At 67.8% G+C, this 14,773-nt stretch carries 8 protein-coding genes; 3 read left to right on the top strand and 5 right to left on the bottom strand.

The window, feature by feature from the left end; genetic code table 11:
• Nucleotides 1–8 precede the first annotated feature (8 nt).
• Complete coding sequence (locus tag ACMGER_RS07100; protein ID WP_436811378.1) at nt 9–1,070, bottom strand: Glu/Leu/Phe/Val family dehydrogenase; 1,062 nt, start codon at nt 1,068–1,070, stop codon at nt 9–11.
• Between the two features lie 128 nt (nt 1,071–1,198).
• Between ACMGER_RS07100 and ACMGER_RS07095 the strand changes: the two genes are divergently transcribed.
• Complete coding sequence (locus ACMGER_RS07095; RefSeq protein WP_436811377.1) at nt 1,199–1,663, top strand: Lrp/AsnC family transcriptional regulator; 465 nt, start codon at nt 1,199–1,201, stop codon at nt 1,661–1,663.
• Nucleotides 1,664–1,677: 14 nt separating this feature from the next.
• Here the strand turns inward: ACMGER_RS07095 and ACMGER_RS07090 are convergent, their stop codons facing one another.
• Nucleotides 1,678–2,517 (bottom strand): LytTR family DNA-binding domain-containing protein, encoded by an 840-nt coding sequence (locus ACMGER_RS07090; protein WP_436811376.1) that lies wholly within the window; start codon nt 2,515–2,517, stop codon nt 1,678–1,680.
• Nucleotides 2,518–2,656: 139 nt separating this feature from the next.
• Between ACMGER_RS07090 and ACMGER_RS07085 the strand changes: the two genes are divergently transcribed.
• Nucleotides 2,657–4,594: a TonB-dependent siderophore receptor gene (locus ACMGER_RS07085; protein WP_436811375.1), complete on the top strand. Its 1,938-nt coding sequence runs from the start codon at nt 2,657–2,659 to the stop codon at nt 4,592–4,594.
• A gap of 11 nt (nt 4,595–4,605) precedes the next feature.
• Here ACMGER_RS07085 and ACMGER_RS07080 read toward each other — a convergent pair whose 3' ends face one another.
• The 3 genes from ACMGER_RS07080 to ACMGER_RS07070 form a co-directional block, all read right to left on the bottom strand.
• Complete coding sequence (locus ACMGER_RS07080) at nt 4,606–7,650, bottom strand: glycosyl hydrolase family 28-related protein (RefSeq protein WP_436811374.1); 3,045 nt, start codon at nt 7,648–7,650, stop codon at nt 4,606–4,608.
• An 86-nt stretch (nt 7,651–7,736) separates the two neighbouring features.
• Nucleotides 7,737–10,757: a TonB-dependent receptor plug domain-containing protein gene (locus tag ACMGER_RS07075; protein WP_436811373.1), complete on the bottom strand. Its 3,021-nt coding sequence runs from the start codon at nt 10,755–10,757 to the stop codon at nt 7,737–7,739.
• A gap of 41 nt (nt 10,758–10,798) precedes the next feature.
• Nucleotides 10,799–13,816 carry a glycosyl hydrolase family 28-related protein gene (locus ACMGER_RS07070; protein WP_436811372.1) on the bottom strand — a complete coding sequence of 1,006 codons (3,018 nt, stop codon included), beginning with the start codon at nt 13,814–13,816 and terminating at the stop codon, nt 10,799–10,801.
• 218 nt (nt 13,817–14,034) lie between these two features.
• Here ACMGER_RS07070 and ACMGER_RS07065 point away from each other — a divergent pair, with 218 nt between their 5' ends.
• The gene (locus ACMGER_RS07065) at nt 14,035–14,559 is read left to right on the top strand and encodes a gluconokinase (protein ID WP_436811700.1); all 525 of its coding nucleotides are present in this window, start codon (nt 14,035–14,037) and stop codon (nt 14,557–14,559) included.
• The last annotated feature ends 214 nt before the right edge of the window (nt 14,560–14,773 follow it).

The raw sequence follows: 14,773 nt of genomic DNA, 5'->3' as shown, positions 1-14,773 counted from the left end.
GACCGGAATCAGGCCGCGCGCGCGGGATAGGACAGCTTGCTCCCCAGAATGGAACGGGCGAGCGCATCCGCCGCCTCGTGCGGAACGACGCCGTCCGCCGCGGCCAGGTCCAGCACCTCGGACAGCCGCGATCCGATCCGTTCGACCCGCAGCCGCACCTCGGCTTCGCTCCAGCCGAGATACTCGGCCGCGACATTGATGATGCCCCCGGCGTTCACGACATAATCGGGCGCATAGAGGATGCCGCGCTCGGCGAGCGTGAGGCCGTCTGCTGGAGCGGCCAGCTGATTGTTCGCCGCGCCGCAGACGATCCCGGCACGCAGGCGCCGCACGGACCGTGCGTCAAGGACCGCTCCCAGCGCACAGGGCGCGAACACGTCGGCCTTCGCTTCGAGCAGGGCACGCGACGTCATGATCTCCGCGCCGAACATGATCGCCGCCCGTGCGGCAATCTCGCTGCGAGGCTCGGCCACGATCAGCCTGGCACCGGCCCGATGGAGCAGCTCGCACAGGGCGAAGCCCACCTGGCCGAGTCCCTGGACCGCAACCGTGACATCCGAAAGCCCGGCTCCGAGGCGCCGCGCCACCGCCGCTTCCATCGCCTTCAGCACGCCGAGCGCCGTCCAGGGCGACGGGTCGCCACCGGCAGCGCCCGATCGGGCCGGCAGCCCCGCGACATGCGCGGTGACCTCGGCGACGCGTATCATGTCCTCGACGCGCGTGCCGACGTCTTCGGCCGTGACATATCGTCCATCGAGGGCCTCGACGGCGCGGCCGAACGCATGGAACAGGGCAGCACGATCGAACGGGCCGCACGGCATCCGGATGACCGCCTTGCCGCCGCCCAACGGAAGGCCGGCGAGAGCGTTCTTGTAGCTCATGCCCTCGGCCAGCCGTAAAGCATCGATCGTCGCCTCCTGCTCGGTGGCATAGTCGCGAAAGCGGCAGCCTCCCGCCGCCGGTCCGAGCCTCGTCGAATGGATCACGATCGCGCCCGCAAGCCCCGTCCGAGGGTCGTCGAGGCGAACCACCTCTTCGGGCAGCTCCATCGGTTGTGCGTGGTCCCGCATTTCGTGTTCCTTCCCAGGCCTATCCCGAGACGATATCCGCGATACGCCGGAATTTCTTACCCGATCATGCTGGAATCTGGGGCAATACAGGTTATTCTCACCCGAAATCCGCTGCTTCTGGGAAAATCATGTCTGGCAATCTGGACAGTTTCGACCGAAAGATCTTGCGCCTGCTGCAGGACGACGCGTCGCTCTCCACCGCGGCGATCGCCGACGCGGTCGGGATGTCTTCCTCGCCTTGCTGGCGCCGGATCGACCGCCTCGAGCGCGAGGGCTTCGTCAAGCGCAGGGTCGCACTCGTCGATCGCCGGAAAGTCGGCCTCAACGCCCACGTCTTCGCGACCGTGAAGCTCGATGCCCACGGCCGCGCGAACCTCGACGAGTTCGCCGCGTCGATACGCGGGCTGCCGGAGGTGCTCGAATGCTATGTTCTCATGGGACCGGTCGACTTCATGCTGCGCGTCGTCGCTGCCGACATCGAGGCCTATGAACGCTTCTTCTTCGAGAAGCTGTCGCGCCTTCCGGGCGTGCAGGAGATCAACTCGACCGTCGCGCTCTCGGAAATCAAGGCGACCACCGCGCTGCCGGTCTGATCCCCCTCATGTAACTAGCCCAAGGCTTCGATGGCCGACCTGAAACGCCGGCCGAGCGGGATCGGCGTTCCGCAGGCGAGATGGACGACCGGCCGTCCGCTCGGCTCGCGGCGGATTTCGCGGATCTGGCGCGCATTGACGACGGTCTGGCGATGGACGCGCACGAAACCCAGGGGGGCAAAGCGGTGGGCAAGCTCGCTCAGCGTCGCTCGCACGAGATGGACGCGGCCGCTGGCGACGATCTCGCTGTAGTTGCCGGCGGAACGGATCAGCACCACGTCCTGGATGCGCACCCTTAGCAGCGGCGCCTCGGGCAAATGGAGCCATTCGCCCGATACTGCCGAACATGCCTCCGGCAGCGGCGTGAGCACCCTATCGTCAGATCCCCCACGCGCGAGACTTTCGAGATGCCGCCCCCAGGCGAGCAGTGCCAGCAGCACCGTCGTCCCCAGGATCGCGGCCCGCGGCAGGAAGCTGAAGATGGTCGGCAGCGGCGGCGTACCCGGCGCGCATCGCATGTCCCCGGATATCGCGATCGCCAGTTGCGAGGAGAGCAGATCGGCAATCGTCACCGGGACGAAGGCGAGAACGGCCAGCATCAGCAGCGGCCGCCGCGGCGCCGCGAGCAGGTCGCGCACTGGTTCCTTGCAGGCGAATCCGATCGCGAGCGCGGGTCCCCAGACCAACAGGTTGGCGAGGCGCGCCTCGTCCGGCCGTTCGGCCACGAACGGATCGACCGGCGTCCCCATCCCGCCCACGGCATAGCCCAGAAGGAAGCCGAGCAACCCCATCGCCAGCCCGGCGCTTAACGGAATCTGCTGCTCCCAGATCGACTCGCGGACCCCTGTCGTCATGACCGCACGATAACCCGCGCGCGCGCGGGCGCGAACTGCCGTTCGTCACGTCCGCGCGCCATTCGTCCCAAGCTGCTCCCGATGCCCGCGCCGCAGCGGCATCCGACCAGGCGACAGCGTTCCATCGGGATAGTGCATCATGCGTCGCTTCATCTGCTCTCTGTCGCTGCTCGCGGCTCCGGCAGCCCATGCCCAGACCGCGATATCACCGCCGCCCCAGCCGCAAGGCAGCGACGTGGTGCGCGCCGCCGACGATGCCTTCGGCCGGCGCATCGGCATCGAGGAAGTCGGACTCTATACGGAGAGCGAGGTACGCGGGTTCGATCTGCAGAGCGCGGGCAACTACCGGATCGAGGATCGCTATTTCGTCCGGGCGGCCGGAATGCTTCAGCCGTTGATGGAGGGCACTGTCATCCGTGTCGGCGCCAATGGCCTGCGCACCGATTTCGCCGCCCCTTCCGGCGTAGTGCAATATGACCTTCCCGACGGCGCACCCGGAATGCAGGCGACGATCGAGGCCGGATGGTGGGGCGGGTCGGGCCCGATCGTGCTGACGCGCTTCGCGGGCGGCACGCAGGACAGGCAGCTGAGCATGGCCGGCGGCGTGCAGCTGAGTCTTGGACAACGCTATACCGACGGCACCGGCGGAGATTTCGTCGCGGTCGGCCTCGTCCCTCGCTGGGCGCCGACGGCCGGCATCCGGCTGACGGGGATTTGGGGCCACAACTGGTTCACGCGAGGCGCCGACACCAGCTTCGCCAGCGCGGGTACGCCGCCGCCTCGGATATCGCGCAACATCGATCGGACACAGCCATGGATGGACGCCAGCAACGAGAGCGACCTCGCCGGCGCCATCCTCGACGTCGATGCAGGAGATGGCTGGAGCTTCGGCGCATCGGCCTTCAGATCCGAACTCGCCTATCGGCGCAACGTCTTCAACCTGATCCGCTTACCGCACGGCGATGCCCAGGCCGAAGCGAACGGCCTGTTGTTCGGCGAGGAGAACCGCCGGTCTTTCTCCGCCGAGATCACGGCCGCCAAACGCGTCACCACCGGTGCGCTGGAGCATCGCCTGATCGCCATGGTCCGACGGCGCGACAGCGTGGTGCTCAGCGATCCCGGCGCGGCCTTCACGCTCGGCCGCTATCCCGACATCGACCGGCCGCCTGCCCTTCCCAAGCCGCCGATCGGCCTCAATCCGCTGCGACTTCGCGACGAGGTGGAGCAATGGACGGGCGGATTTGGCTATCGGCTGTCGATCGGCGGCTTCGCGGAGCTGCGCGCCGACGTCCAGCATGTCGAGTATCGCAAGCAGGCGCACGCGCTCGACGGGACGGTGATGCGTCAGACGAGCCGGCCATGGATCTATGGCGGCGCGCTGTCGATCGGGATCACCCGCGCGCTGACCGGCTTTGCCAGCTATGCGCGCGGGCTGGAGGAGGCCGGGGTCGCGCCGGCCAATGCGGTGAACCGCGGCGCGGTGCTGCCCGCGGCGATCTCACGGCAGGCCGAGCTCGGCGTCAAGTACGCCATTGCCGGTGGACCGACGCTGATCGCCGGCGTGTTCGACCTTTCAAAGCCGCTGCCGGGCATCGATGCCGGTGGCGCGTTCGACTTTGTCGGCCAGGTGCGGCATCGCGGAGCCGAACTGTCCCTGGCCGGGCCGATCACCCCTCGATTGGGTGCGGTGCTCGGCGCGACCTATCTCGATGCGCGGACCGAAGGCGAGCTCGTCGATCGCGGATCGATCGGCATACGCCCGATCGGGCGACCCGAGGTGATGGCGCTTGCCAACCTCACCTGGCGCGTGCCCGGCGTCGCGGGGTTCACGATCGACGGCGGCGTCAGCATCCGCGGCGAACGCTATGCCGACCGCGAGAATCGCGTGACGCTTCCCGGTTACGCGATATTCAATCTCGGCCTGAGGCAGCGCTTCGCGGTCGAGGGCTATCCGGTCACGCTCCGCGCACGCGTGGCAAACCTCACGGACCGGTTCGTCTGGAACGTCAGCAATTCCGGCCTGCTCACCCCGAATATCCCGCGAGTATTTACGCTCACGCTGACGAGCGAAATCTAACCGACATCCCGCTATCCGCCGGCATTCGCCGGCATCACCCGATAGAGCGCGCGGTGCGACAGGATGAACAGCGTCCGCCGGTCCTCTCCGCCGAAGAGGAGCTGGAGAGGCCGCTCCGGCACGTCGATGCGACCCAGTTCCCGGCCGTCGGGGGCGTAGACGAACACCTGGCCGTTGGCGACATAGACGCGCCCTTCGACGTCCGTGACCACGCTTTCGCCGCCGCGATTGGCGAAGGGCTTGAGGTCCGTGATCTCCCCTCGCCCGCCGACCAGGCCGGAATAGGTCCTGTTCTCCGACGCATTGGTCACGAACGCGCGCGTGCCTGGCTTCGCCGTCGTGAAGCCATAGGCGTCGAGCGCGTCGGAGAAGCGCAAGCCGCGGAAATCGGGCGGTCCCTGCTGGAAGGTGCGATAGGCAGGCAGCACGAGGCTGCCGTCCGGCGAGACATATTCCTGCGTCTTGGGCTGCGCCATGTCGCGGACGAACATTTCGGCCAGCGTGGTGAACTGGAGCGTCGCCGGATCGAGCTGGTCCTTGAACTCGCCGTTTTTCCACCAGTTGACCGGCAGGACCTTGGCGGCATCCGGACGATCGGCGGCCGGCGTCGCCGGAATGACGGTGAGCTCGGTCTCGGGGCTTCCCGGCCTGAAGCTGTAGACGGTCCCGTTGCGGCCGTGGGACGAGAGCACGAGCAGGTTGCCCGCGCGATCCACGGCAAGATTGACGGGGTCGAGCGGATTGTCGCGGACGATCGACAGCTTGCGGTCGTTCGACCAGCCGTAGATCCGCTGCGTCTTGCGGTCGACGAAGTAGAGCGCGCCCGCCGCATCGGCAGCGCCGCCGCCGATCGCCTCGAAGCCGTCGGCGAGCTTCTCGACCCGGCCGCCGCCGAACGTCGCCGGCGCGACCGGCGCCGGATCGGCCGGCACGTCGAGCACCGCGAACTCGCGTTCCCGCACGTCGAGGCCGTGCGTCACGTCGCGGATGGCATTCTCATAGGGGTATTTGCTGACGCGCAGGAACGTCGCGCAGCCGTTCTCGTCGCAGGTGCCGAGCCCGCTCTCCGCGTTCACATGGACGTTGCGGAAGCGGATGTCCCGCGAGTTGTAGAGCGTCACCGCCGCCGGCGCCGGCTTGCGCGTCCGCGTCACGCGATAGCCGTGATAGTTGGCGACGAGGATATCGCGCGAATCGCGGATCTCGAGCGACACCGCGTCCCCGCTCTCCCCCGCCTCCCCCTCGGTCTGCGGCGCGATCAGCTCCCAGTTGGCGACGCGGTTGAGCGCGAACTCGCTGCGGACGTGATGCTCGACCGATGCCTGGATGATGCGCCCCGGCGTCTCGGTGTCGGAGACGTAGATGCCGGGATCGGCATAGGTGCTGGGGCTCCAGAGGTTGACGAAGGTGCCGCCTCCGCCCTGCGTCACCCACAGGCTCGCATATTGGCCGGCCCAGCGCTTGGCAGGATCGGGGTCGCCGGTCTGGTTCGCGTTGTAGGGGATGAAGCGGCTTCCGTCGAACAGGTTGGTGCCATGGCCGCCCTGGAACTTGACGTCGTTGACGAGCGACTGCGCGCCGGCCCTCCACAGCAGCGCGGTGGCCCGCGGGTTGAGCCCGCCGGTCGCGAGGCCGAGGCCGGAGACGATGGTGTCGCCGCCGCGCGCCGACTCCACCAGCGCCTTGGGCGCGCCGACGCCCTGATAGGCCGCGGTGCGGTCGGCGAGCACGATTTGGGTCAGGCTCGGATGGAGGCCGATCAGCACCGTGTCGGGGCGCAGGCGCAGCGTGTCGCTGACGATGTAGAAGCCGGCCGGGAAATAGACCACGCGGTGCGCGTCGATCGCACGCTGGATCGCGGCGGTGTCGTCGGTCGCGTTGTCGCCCTTGGCGCCGAGCGTGCGCACGTTCACCCATTCGCCGACGGCGGGAAGCGAGCGGACCACCGGCGCCGCCGGTGCGGGAAGCGCGGCGAGCGGCTCGGCGTCCATCCGCGTCTCGTACCGGCCCATCCGGCCGACGCCCGGAAGCGTCAGGCCGTAGGTGAAGGACTTGACGCGGTAGCGGCTCCCCTTCCCCGCCGTCGTCCGGCCGCTGTCGCGGAAGCGCGCGAAGACCGGCGTGCCGGTCGCCACCACGTTCTGGAAGCCGACCTGGGTATAGACATTCTCCTCGTTGGAGATGATCACGCCGGCCTGGCTGACATTCTCGAGCCGCAGGTCCTGGCCCCACAGCCAGTCGCCATAGCCGCGGTCGATCTCAATGCCGACGGGCGTGTTGCGCATGGTGACGTTGAGCAGCGTCAGGCTCGCCTCATGCTCGCGGATCGCGGCATCGCGCTGGCCGTCGAAGGTCGAATCGATGAGCGTGAACTGCCACGCCGGCGACGGTTTCTCGGCGAGGATGCCGTAGCGGCCGCCGCGGAAATGCAGGTCCTCGGCCTCATTGGCGACATGGTAGAGGCCGGCCAGGCCCGAGCCGATGTCGAAGTCGATATGGCTGAGGAAGGCGTGCTGCGCGGCATGGAAGCGGATCGCGGTCGCGGCCGGATTGCCGTCGCCGATCTGGAAGTCGATATTGCTGAGCGCCGAATAGAAGGTGCCGGGATTGGCGTCGGCGATGTCCTTGTCGAACGGCACGCTCCCCGGCGGCGGAAAGGGGACGCGGCGCGACGGATCACGCTTGGCGCCGGCGAAGATCACCATGTTGGCGACGCCGCGCTGGAAACCGGGCGTGTTGTCGCCGAGGACGATCACCGGCCGCGAGGCGCCGACCCCGAACACGCGCACGCCCGGCCAGATGAAGATCGTGCGGCTGATCCGGTAGCGCCCCGACGGCACGAACACGATCCCGCCGCCGGGCTTCGCCGCGGCGGCGTCGATCGCCTGCTGGATGGCGGCGGCATCATCCGCACGGCCGTCGCCCTCGCCCTTCACCGTGATTGCGCGCGGCTCGTCAGGGGCCGTCACGAAAACCGATCGCGATGCCGACGCAGGCGTCGCGGATGCCAGCAGCATCGCCAGCGCCCCGAGCAATATGCCTGACCAGCCTTGCATGTCTCGTCTCCTGAAAATTGTCCCGGCCGCGAGGGGCCGGGACAAGGCGGAGAGGACCGCCTCCACCGGGGAGGCGGCGGGGGGTATCAGAAATTGAAGCGGACGCCGGCCCGGTATATGCGGCCCAGCGTGTCGTAGAGCGCCGGATTGATATCCAGACCGGTATTGGTCTGCGGCGAGGCCACCGGATCCTTGTCGAACAGATTGTCGACCTTTCCATAGATGGACAGGCGGTTGCTGATCTTGAACGTGGCGCCGACGTCGACGTAGAAGGCGCCCTTCATTTTGTTATAGTCGATGGTCGGATGGTTTCCGGTCGAAACCGGGCAGGACGACTGGCAGACCACATATTGGTTGCCGAAGGTGCCGTCGCTGAACCAGCGTTCCTGCACCGTCAGGGTAAGCTTGTCGCTGTCATAGGTCTGCACGGCCAGCCATTTCCAGTCGGGCGTGTTGCCGTTGTTCGCGCCGGCCTGATCGACCGGGTCGACGCCGGGAACGCCCGCGTCGACGATGAACTTGCGGATGTGCGTACCGAGGGCACGGACGGTGAAGCTGCCCGGCAGGCCCAGAGGCCGCTGCCATTGATAACTTGCCTCGATATCGAAGCCGCTGGTCGACCAGGAGGCCAGGTTGAACGGCTGGACATTGATGTAGTTCAGGCTCTGATTGGCGTTCTCCAGGCTGAAGAGGCCGCAGAAAGCCTGATTGCCGTCGGCGCAGAATTGCACGATCTGCTGCGCCGACAGGGTGGAGATCACGCCCTTCAGCTTGATATTGTAATAGTCGAACGACACGCTGAGGCCCGGCAGCCAGGACGGGCGCGCGAGGACGATGCCGACTTCGGTGTTGCGCGCGATTTCCGGCCGCAGATCGGGGTTGCCGATCGTGTTCTGGAACGCCGTCACCGTGCTTGGGGGGTTCGTAGTCGGATTGTTGAAGTTCGGCAGCGTCGTGACGGTCGGCGCGGCGAACAGTTCCGACAGGTTCGGCGCGCGCACGTCGCGCGAGGTCACGCCGCGCAGGCGGACGCCGTCGAGCGGCGTGTCCCAGGTGCCGCCCACCTTCCACGCCCAGACCGTGCCCGACGTGCTGTAATGCGTGCCGCGACCGGCCGCGTTCAGGTTGGCGCGGCCGATCGACTTGCTGTTGAACAGCGGCAGGTCGATTTCCAGGAAGCCTTCATAGACTTCATATTTGCCGCGGCCGTTCTTGTAGTTGCCGGCCGCCCAGTTGCTGCCCTGCGCCGCATCGAGCAGCGGATCCGCCGGATAGTCGGCGCTGTTGGGGCTGATGTCCGAGACGCCGGCGCCATAGGGATCGGCGTTCACGCGGTAGAACTCCCGGCGATATTCGCCACCGAACGCGACCGATAGCGGCCCTGCCCACAGCTCGAGTGGCTCGCCGGAGAAGTTCAGGCTCGCGACGTCCTGGGTCAGCTTGGTATGCTGGAACGGGCCGTTGTCATGCGGCGCGACATAGGCGAGCGCCGATGCCGAGGGCGTGAAGCCGCCGAAGATGTTGATCGGCTGGCAACCCAAGGCTCGCGCTGCCGGATCGGCGCAGACGATCGCGCCGTTGAGCGTGGTCGCGTCGGCTGCGGCCGCATAGCGGTTCTGCAGGACGATATCCTTGACCCGGATGTCGGAGATGGTGATGCCATGCTGATAATAGGCGTCATAATTCCAGTTCGACCCGGCCAGATCGAACTTGCCCTTGGCGCCCGCGACGAAGCGATACTGGCGCCGGTCGGTATAGACCTGCGGGTCGGGGAAGGACGCATTGCTCGACCCGAAGCCGAACTGGGTGATGCCGGCCTGGGCGCAGCGGTCGCGGACCAGTTGCGGCAGGAACGGGTTGGAGCATTGGACGGTCAGGCTCGACCGGCCATAGCCGGGGCTCGGCTGGTTGTTGGTCTTCACCTGGGCCACATTGACCGTGACATAGACTTCATTGTCCGGGGCGAAGTCGAAGCCGATCCGGCCATAGCCGTTGATGCGTTCCAGCGACGATTTGAGCGACGCGCCCGATCCCGGCGCGCCCGACAGGTCGCCGCCCTCGCAGAAGCTGTTGCCGGGATAGCAGTTGGTGACGGCGCCGGTGCCGGTCGGCTGACCGCCCGATCCATAGTTGAAATTATAGGGTGTGCCGTTCTGGTCGAAGGCGATGCCCTGGAGCGGACCGTTGTTGATCAGGCCATAACGGGAAAACTGATAGGGCTGCGCATAGTCGCGATAGTTGAATTGCGGCAGGCCGTTGTTGGTCTGCCCGGTATTCATCAGGGTCGTCGCCCGATACCAGTCGCGGCTGCCGGCGAGGTCGGTGCCGAAATCGCCCGCACCGACGCCGCCTTCATGATCGTATTCCCCACTCAGCACGACATGCAGGCGGTTGTCGAGGAACGCCTTGCCATAGGCCGCCTGGACCAATGCGGTCTCGTCATCGCCGTACTTGGTGATGCTGCCCAGGATATTGCCCTTGAACCCCTCGAAATGCGTGTCGGTGATGAAGTTGACGACGCCGCCGACCGCATCCGATCCGTAGGAGGCGGAGGCGCCGCCGGTCACCACGTCGACGCGCTTGATCAGCAGTTGCGGGAACATGCTGATGTCGGGCACGCCGGTGACGTTGGCGGCGACGACGCGCTGGCTGTCGAGCAGGGTCAGGGTACGGATCGGGCCGAGGCCGCGCAGCGAGAAGGAGCTGAGGCCCTGCTGCCCGCTCGACGTGCTGAAGGTGCCCGTCGCCGCGCCGGTCGATCCCTGGAGCGAGGGCAATTGGGCGATGGTGTTGAAGACGTTCGGCTGCGCGTTGTTGGCGATCTGCGCCTCGCCGAGCACCTGGGTCGGCGTCGGCGCATTGAAGCCGCTGGTGGTGATGCGCGAACCGGTGACGATGATGTCGGAGCTCTGCGTCGCCTGGGGTTGGCTGTCCTGCTCCACAGCCGGCGGCTGGTCCGCCGCCGCCGGTGCCGGGGGAGCGGCGGGCGCCGTCTGCTGCGCCGCAGCCGGCATGGCCAAGGTCGCGGCGACAAGCGCGGCGAGGCTCGCCGTGGCAAGGCCGCGGCGGGCGGTCGCGCGGGGATGATCAGTGGAAGTCGGTAGCATGGTCGGTCCTCACCTGCTCGTTTCTGTTGTGATGGAAGACCTCACGGCGTCACCGCGTAGAGCGCGTGGTGCGTGAGGATGAACAGCGTGCGCCGGTCGCGCCCACCGAAGATGAGCTGCAGCGGCCGGTCGGGCACGTCGATGCGGCCCAGTTCCTTGCCGTCGGCGCCGTAGACGAACACCTGTCCGTTCGCGACGAAGACGCGGCCGTCCCCGGCGACGGCGACGCTCTCGCCGCCGCGGTTGGCGAAGGGCTTGAGATCGGTCAGCGTGCCGCCCGGCCCCACCGTGCCGCTGTAGGTGACGTTCTCCGACGCGTTGGTGACGAACAGCCGGTCGCCCGGCCTGCCGCTCACCAGCCCGTTGGCGTTGAGGCTGTCGGACCAGCGCCAGCCGACGTGGTCGGGCGGCCCCTGCTGCCAGACGCGGAAGGCGGGCAGCGCGATGCTGCCGTCCGGGGAGACATATTCCTGCGCCTTGGGCGTGCCCGCGTCGCGCGCGAACATCTCGGCGAGCGTGGTGAACTGATAGGTCTTGTGGTCGAGCTGGTCGCGGAACTCGCCGTTGTTCCACCAGTTGACCGGCAGCAGCGTCCTGGCGCCCGATCCCGCGCGCGCGGGCGTCGGCTTGATGAGCGTGAGCTGGTCCTTCGGGCCCGCCGGATCGAGCGAATAGACTGCGCCCTTGGCGCCGAGCGACGACAGCACCAGCAGATGACCCGAGCCGTCGACCGCCAGGTTGACCGCATCGAGCGGCTGGTCGCGCACTACCTCCAGCCCCTTGTTCTCGGTCCAGCGGTAGATGCGCTGGAACCGCCGGTCGATGAAATAGAGCGCACCCTTAGCATCCACCGCCGCGCCGGAGATCGACCAGAAGCCCTCTTCCAGCTTGTCGACCTTCGGGCTGCCGGGCGGCGGCGGCGCGATGCTGCGATCCGCCGGGCCGATGTCGAGCTTCGCGAACTCGCGCTCGCGCAGCACCAGCTTGCGCGACATGTCCTCGATCGAATTCTCGAACGGATATTTGCTGGCGCGCAGGAAGGTGCCGCAACCCTCGTCGTCGCAGGTCGCATAGCCGCTCTCGGCGTTCACATGGACGTTGCGGAAGCGGATGTCGCCCGAATTGAACAGCTTCACCGCGCTACGCGCCGGGTGGTAGCTGCGCGTCACCCGATAGCCGTGATAGTTGGCGAACAGCAGGTTGCGCGAATTGCGGATCTCCAGCGAGATCGCGTTCGGCCCATCACCCACCTCCTGCTCGGTCTGGGGGGCGAGGAACTCCCAGTTCCGGACGTTGTCGAGCACGAACTCGTTGCGGGCGTGATGCTCGACCGACATCTCGTAGACATGGCCGGGCGTGCTGGTGTCGGTGACGTAGAAGCCCGCCTGCGCGAAGGTGTTGGGGCTCCACACGTCGGTGAAGGTGCCGCCGCCGCCGTCGGTGACCCAGATGCTGGGGTATTGCGCGTCCCAGCGCCCGTCGGCGACCGGATCGCCGCTGCGCGCGGACAGCGTTCCCAGCGGCTTGCCGTCCGCGGTCGGCGTGCCGCCGCCGCCCATGATCTTCACGTCCTCGACCAGGCTGTCCTCGCCCGACCGCCACAGCAGCGCGGACGCGCGCGGGTTCACCCGGCCGGTGAAAAGGCCGAGGCCGGACAGGATATTGTCGCCGCCGCGCGGGCTCTCGATGATCGGCAGCACCGTGCCGAGCCCGGCATGGCGCGGATTGTTGTCGGGGATGTAGAATTGGGTGATCGCCGGGTGCAGCCCGATCAGCACCGTGTCCGGCCGCAGCTTCAGGCTGTCGGTGACCTTGTAGAAGCCGGTCGGGAAGTAGAGGACGCGATGGCCGTCGATCGCGCGCTGGATCGCCGCGGTGTCGTCCGCCTGCCCGTCGCCGACGACGCCGAGGGAGCGCACGTCGGTCCATTCCGCCACAGCGGGCAGGTCGCGGATCGCGGGCGGGCGCGGCGCAGGCATGGCGGGCAGCGGCTGGATGTCGGCCTCGGTCGCATAGTCGCCGGTGCGGCCGAGCTCGGGCACCGCGAGGCCGTAGGAGAAGGACGCGACCTTGTAGGCGCGGCCCTTGCCGTCGACGGTCCGGCCGCTGTCGCGGAAGCGCGCGAATACCGGGCTGTTGCTGGCGAGCGCGTTCTCGAAGCCGATCTGGGTGAAGACGTTCTTCTCGTTGGAGATGACGACGCCAGCCCGGGAGACGTTCTCGAAGCGGACGTCCTTGCCCCACAGCGAATCGCCATAGCCGCGGTCGATCTCGATCCCCACCGGCGTGTCGCGGATCGCGACGTTGACCATGGTGAGGCGTGCCTCATGCTCGCGGATCGCCGCGTCGCGCTGGCCGTCGAAGCTCGAATCGATCAGGGTGAATTGCCAGGCGGGCGAGGTCTTCTCGGTGACGATGCCGTAGCGGCCGCCATGGAAATGGACGTTCTCCATGACGTTGCCCGCCTGGTAGACGCCGGCGAAGGCCGATCCCAGGCGGAAGTCCATGTGGCTGAGGAAGGCGTGCTGGGCCATGCGGAAGCGGACCGCGGCGGCGGCGGGGTTGCCGGGGCCGATCTCGACGTCGACGTTGCTCATCGACGAGTAGAAGGTTCCCGAATTGGCGTCGCGGACGATCCGGTCGCGCGGCACCACGGTCGGCACCGGGACGGGTACCTTGCCGACGTTGTATTGGTCTCCGCCGCCGAACACGACCATGGTCGACACGCCCGTCTGGAATCCGGGCGTGTTGGCGCCGAGCACGAGCACCGGCCGGGTCGGGCCGACGCCGAAGATGCGCACGCCCGGCGGCACCACGACGGTGCGGGTGAGGCGATAGCGGCCGGACGGCAGGAAAACGATACCGTGCCCGGTCTTGTCGCGCGCCGCGTCGAGCGCACGCTGGATGGCGTCGGTGTCGTCGGCGCGCCCGTCGCCGCGGGCGCGTACGGTGACGGCCTTCGGATCGTTCGGCGCAACCGGCAGAACCGACTCCGCCGCGAGGCCGGTGCCGCTGCCGAGGGCCCATATGGCTGCGGTCGCGAGTAGGCGCGCTCTCATGCTGCTCCCGATCAAGCCTCTCCGGACGGGGACGCGTGCCCCCGCTTTCCGTCTGGATAGGCCGACGCGGCGGCCCTGCCATCCGCGACCATGGTCGTAATTCCCCCCGCGCCCGAACCGTCGCTAGGACTCGCCCGAACTTTCGGGGACGCCGCCAGGGCCCGTCGCCGGCCAGCCTTCAGGAACATCGCTTGCAAGGGTCACGCAATCACACCGGCATGGAGGCGCTGGCGATCGTCGTCATGGGCGTGAGCGGAAGCGGCAAGTCGACGCTGGGCGCGCTGCTCGCCGATACGCTGGGCTGCCCGTTCCTGGAAGGCGATCGGTTCCACGACGAGGCCGCGGTCGCGAAGATGCGGGCGGGCCATGCCCTTTCGGACGAGGATCGCCGGCCGTGGCTCGACCGGATCGGGCACGCGATCGGCGCGACGGCACGATCGGACGGCCTGGCCGTCGCGGCCTGCTCGGCGCTGCGCCGCCGATATCGCGATCAGCTGAGGGAGGCGATCGCGGTACCGACACGGTTCCTGCTCCTCGACAGCGGTCGCGACGAGCTGATGCGGCGGCTCCTGAACCGGCCCCACCATTATATGCCGGCCAGCCTGCTCGACAGCCAGCTGGCGACGCTGGAGCGTCCCGATCCCGATGAGGCGGCGATCGCGCTCGACGGGTGCGCCGCGCCGGACCAGCTCCGCGATGCCGCGCTGGCTTGGCTGCGCGGGGAGGGCGAGACGCTTGCCTGACCCATCCTGTTCGAATTGAAGCCGTACCAGCGCTCCTGCGAAGGCAGGAGCCCAGGCCGCAAACGACGCTCCCATGATCCAGGGCTCCTGCCTCCGCAGGAGCACAATTCCACTTCGACCGGACGAGCCGGGGCGGATCGACATTGAGGAGATGACTGACCTCTCGACCCTCCTCAGCGTCACCCCGGACTCGTTCCGGGGTGACGGCTGGAAA

This window comes from Sphingomonas astragali (genome assembly GCF_051400615.1).
In the GTDB taxonomy this organism is placed as follows: Bacteria; Pseudomonadota; Alphaproteobacteria; order Sphingomonadales; family Sphingomonadaceae; genus Sphingomonas.
This window is presented reverse-complemented; position numbering and strand designations above follow the sequence as displayed.

What these genes read in the sequence shown, in the direction of transcription:
- ACMGER_RS07095 (WP_436811377.1), top strand. Translation starts at nt 1,199, where the DNA reads ATGTCTGGCAATCTGGACAGTTTCGACCGAAAGATCTTGCGCCTGCTG.
- ACMGER_RS07100 (WP_436811378.1), bottom strand. Translation starts at nt 1,070, where the DNA reads ATGCGGGACCACGCACAACCGATGGAGCTGCCCGAAGAGGTGGTTCGC.
- ACMGER_RS07075 (WP_436811373.1), bottom strand. Translation starts at nt 10,757, where the DNA reads ATGCTACCGACTTCCACTGATCATCCCCGCGCGACCGCCCGCCGCGGC.
- ACMGER_RS07090 (WP_436811376.1), bottom strand. Translation starts at nt 2,517, where the DNA reads ATGACGACAGGGGTCCGCGAGTCGATCTGGGAGCAGCAGATTCCGTTA.
- ACMGER_RS07080 (WP_436811374.1), bottom strand. Translation starts at nt 7,650, where the DNA reads ATGCAAGGCTGGTCAGGCATATTGCTCGGGGCGCTGGCGATGCTGCTG.
- ACMGER_RS07085 (WP_436811375.1), top strand. Translation starts at nt 2,657, where the DNA reads ATGCGTCGCTTCATCTGCTCTCTGTCGCTGCTCGCGGCTCCGGCAGCC.
- ACMGER_RS07070 (WP_436811372.1), bottom strand. Translation starts at nt 13,816, where the DNA reads ATGAGAGCGCGCCTACTCGCGACCGCAGCCATATGGGCCCTCGGCAGC.
- ACMGER_RS07065 (WP_436811700.1), top strand. Translation starts at nt 14,035, where the DNA reads ATGGAGGCGCTGGCGATCGTCGTCATGGGCGTGAGCGGAAGCGGCAAG.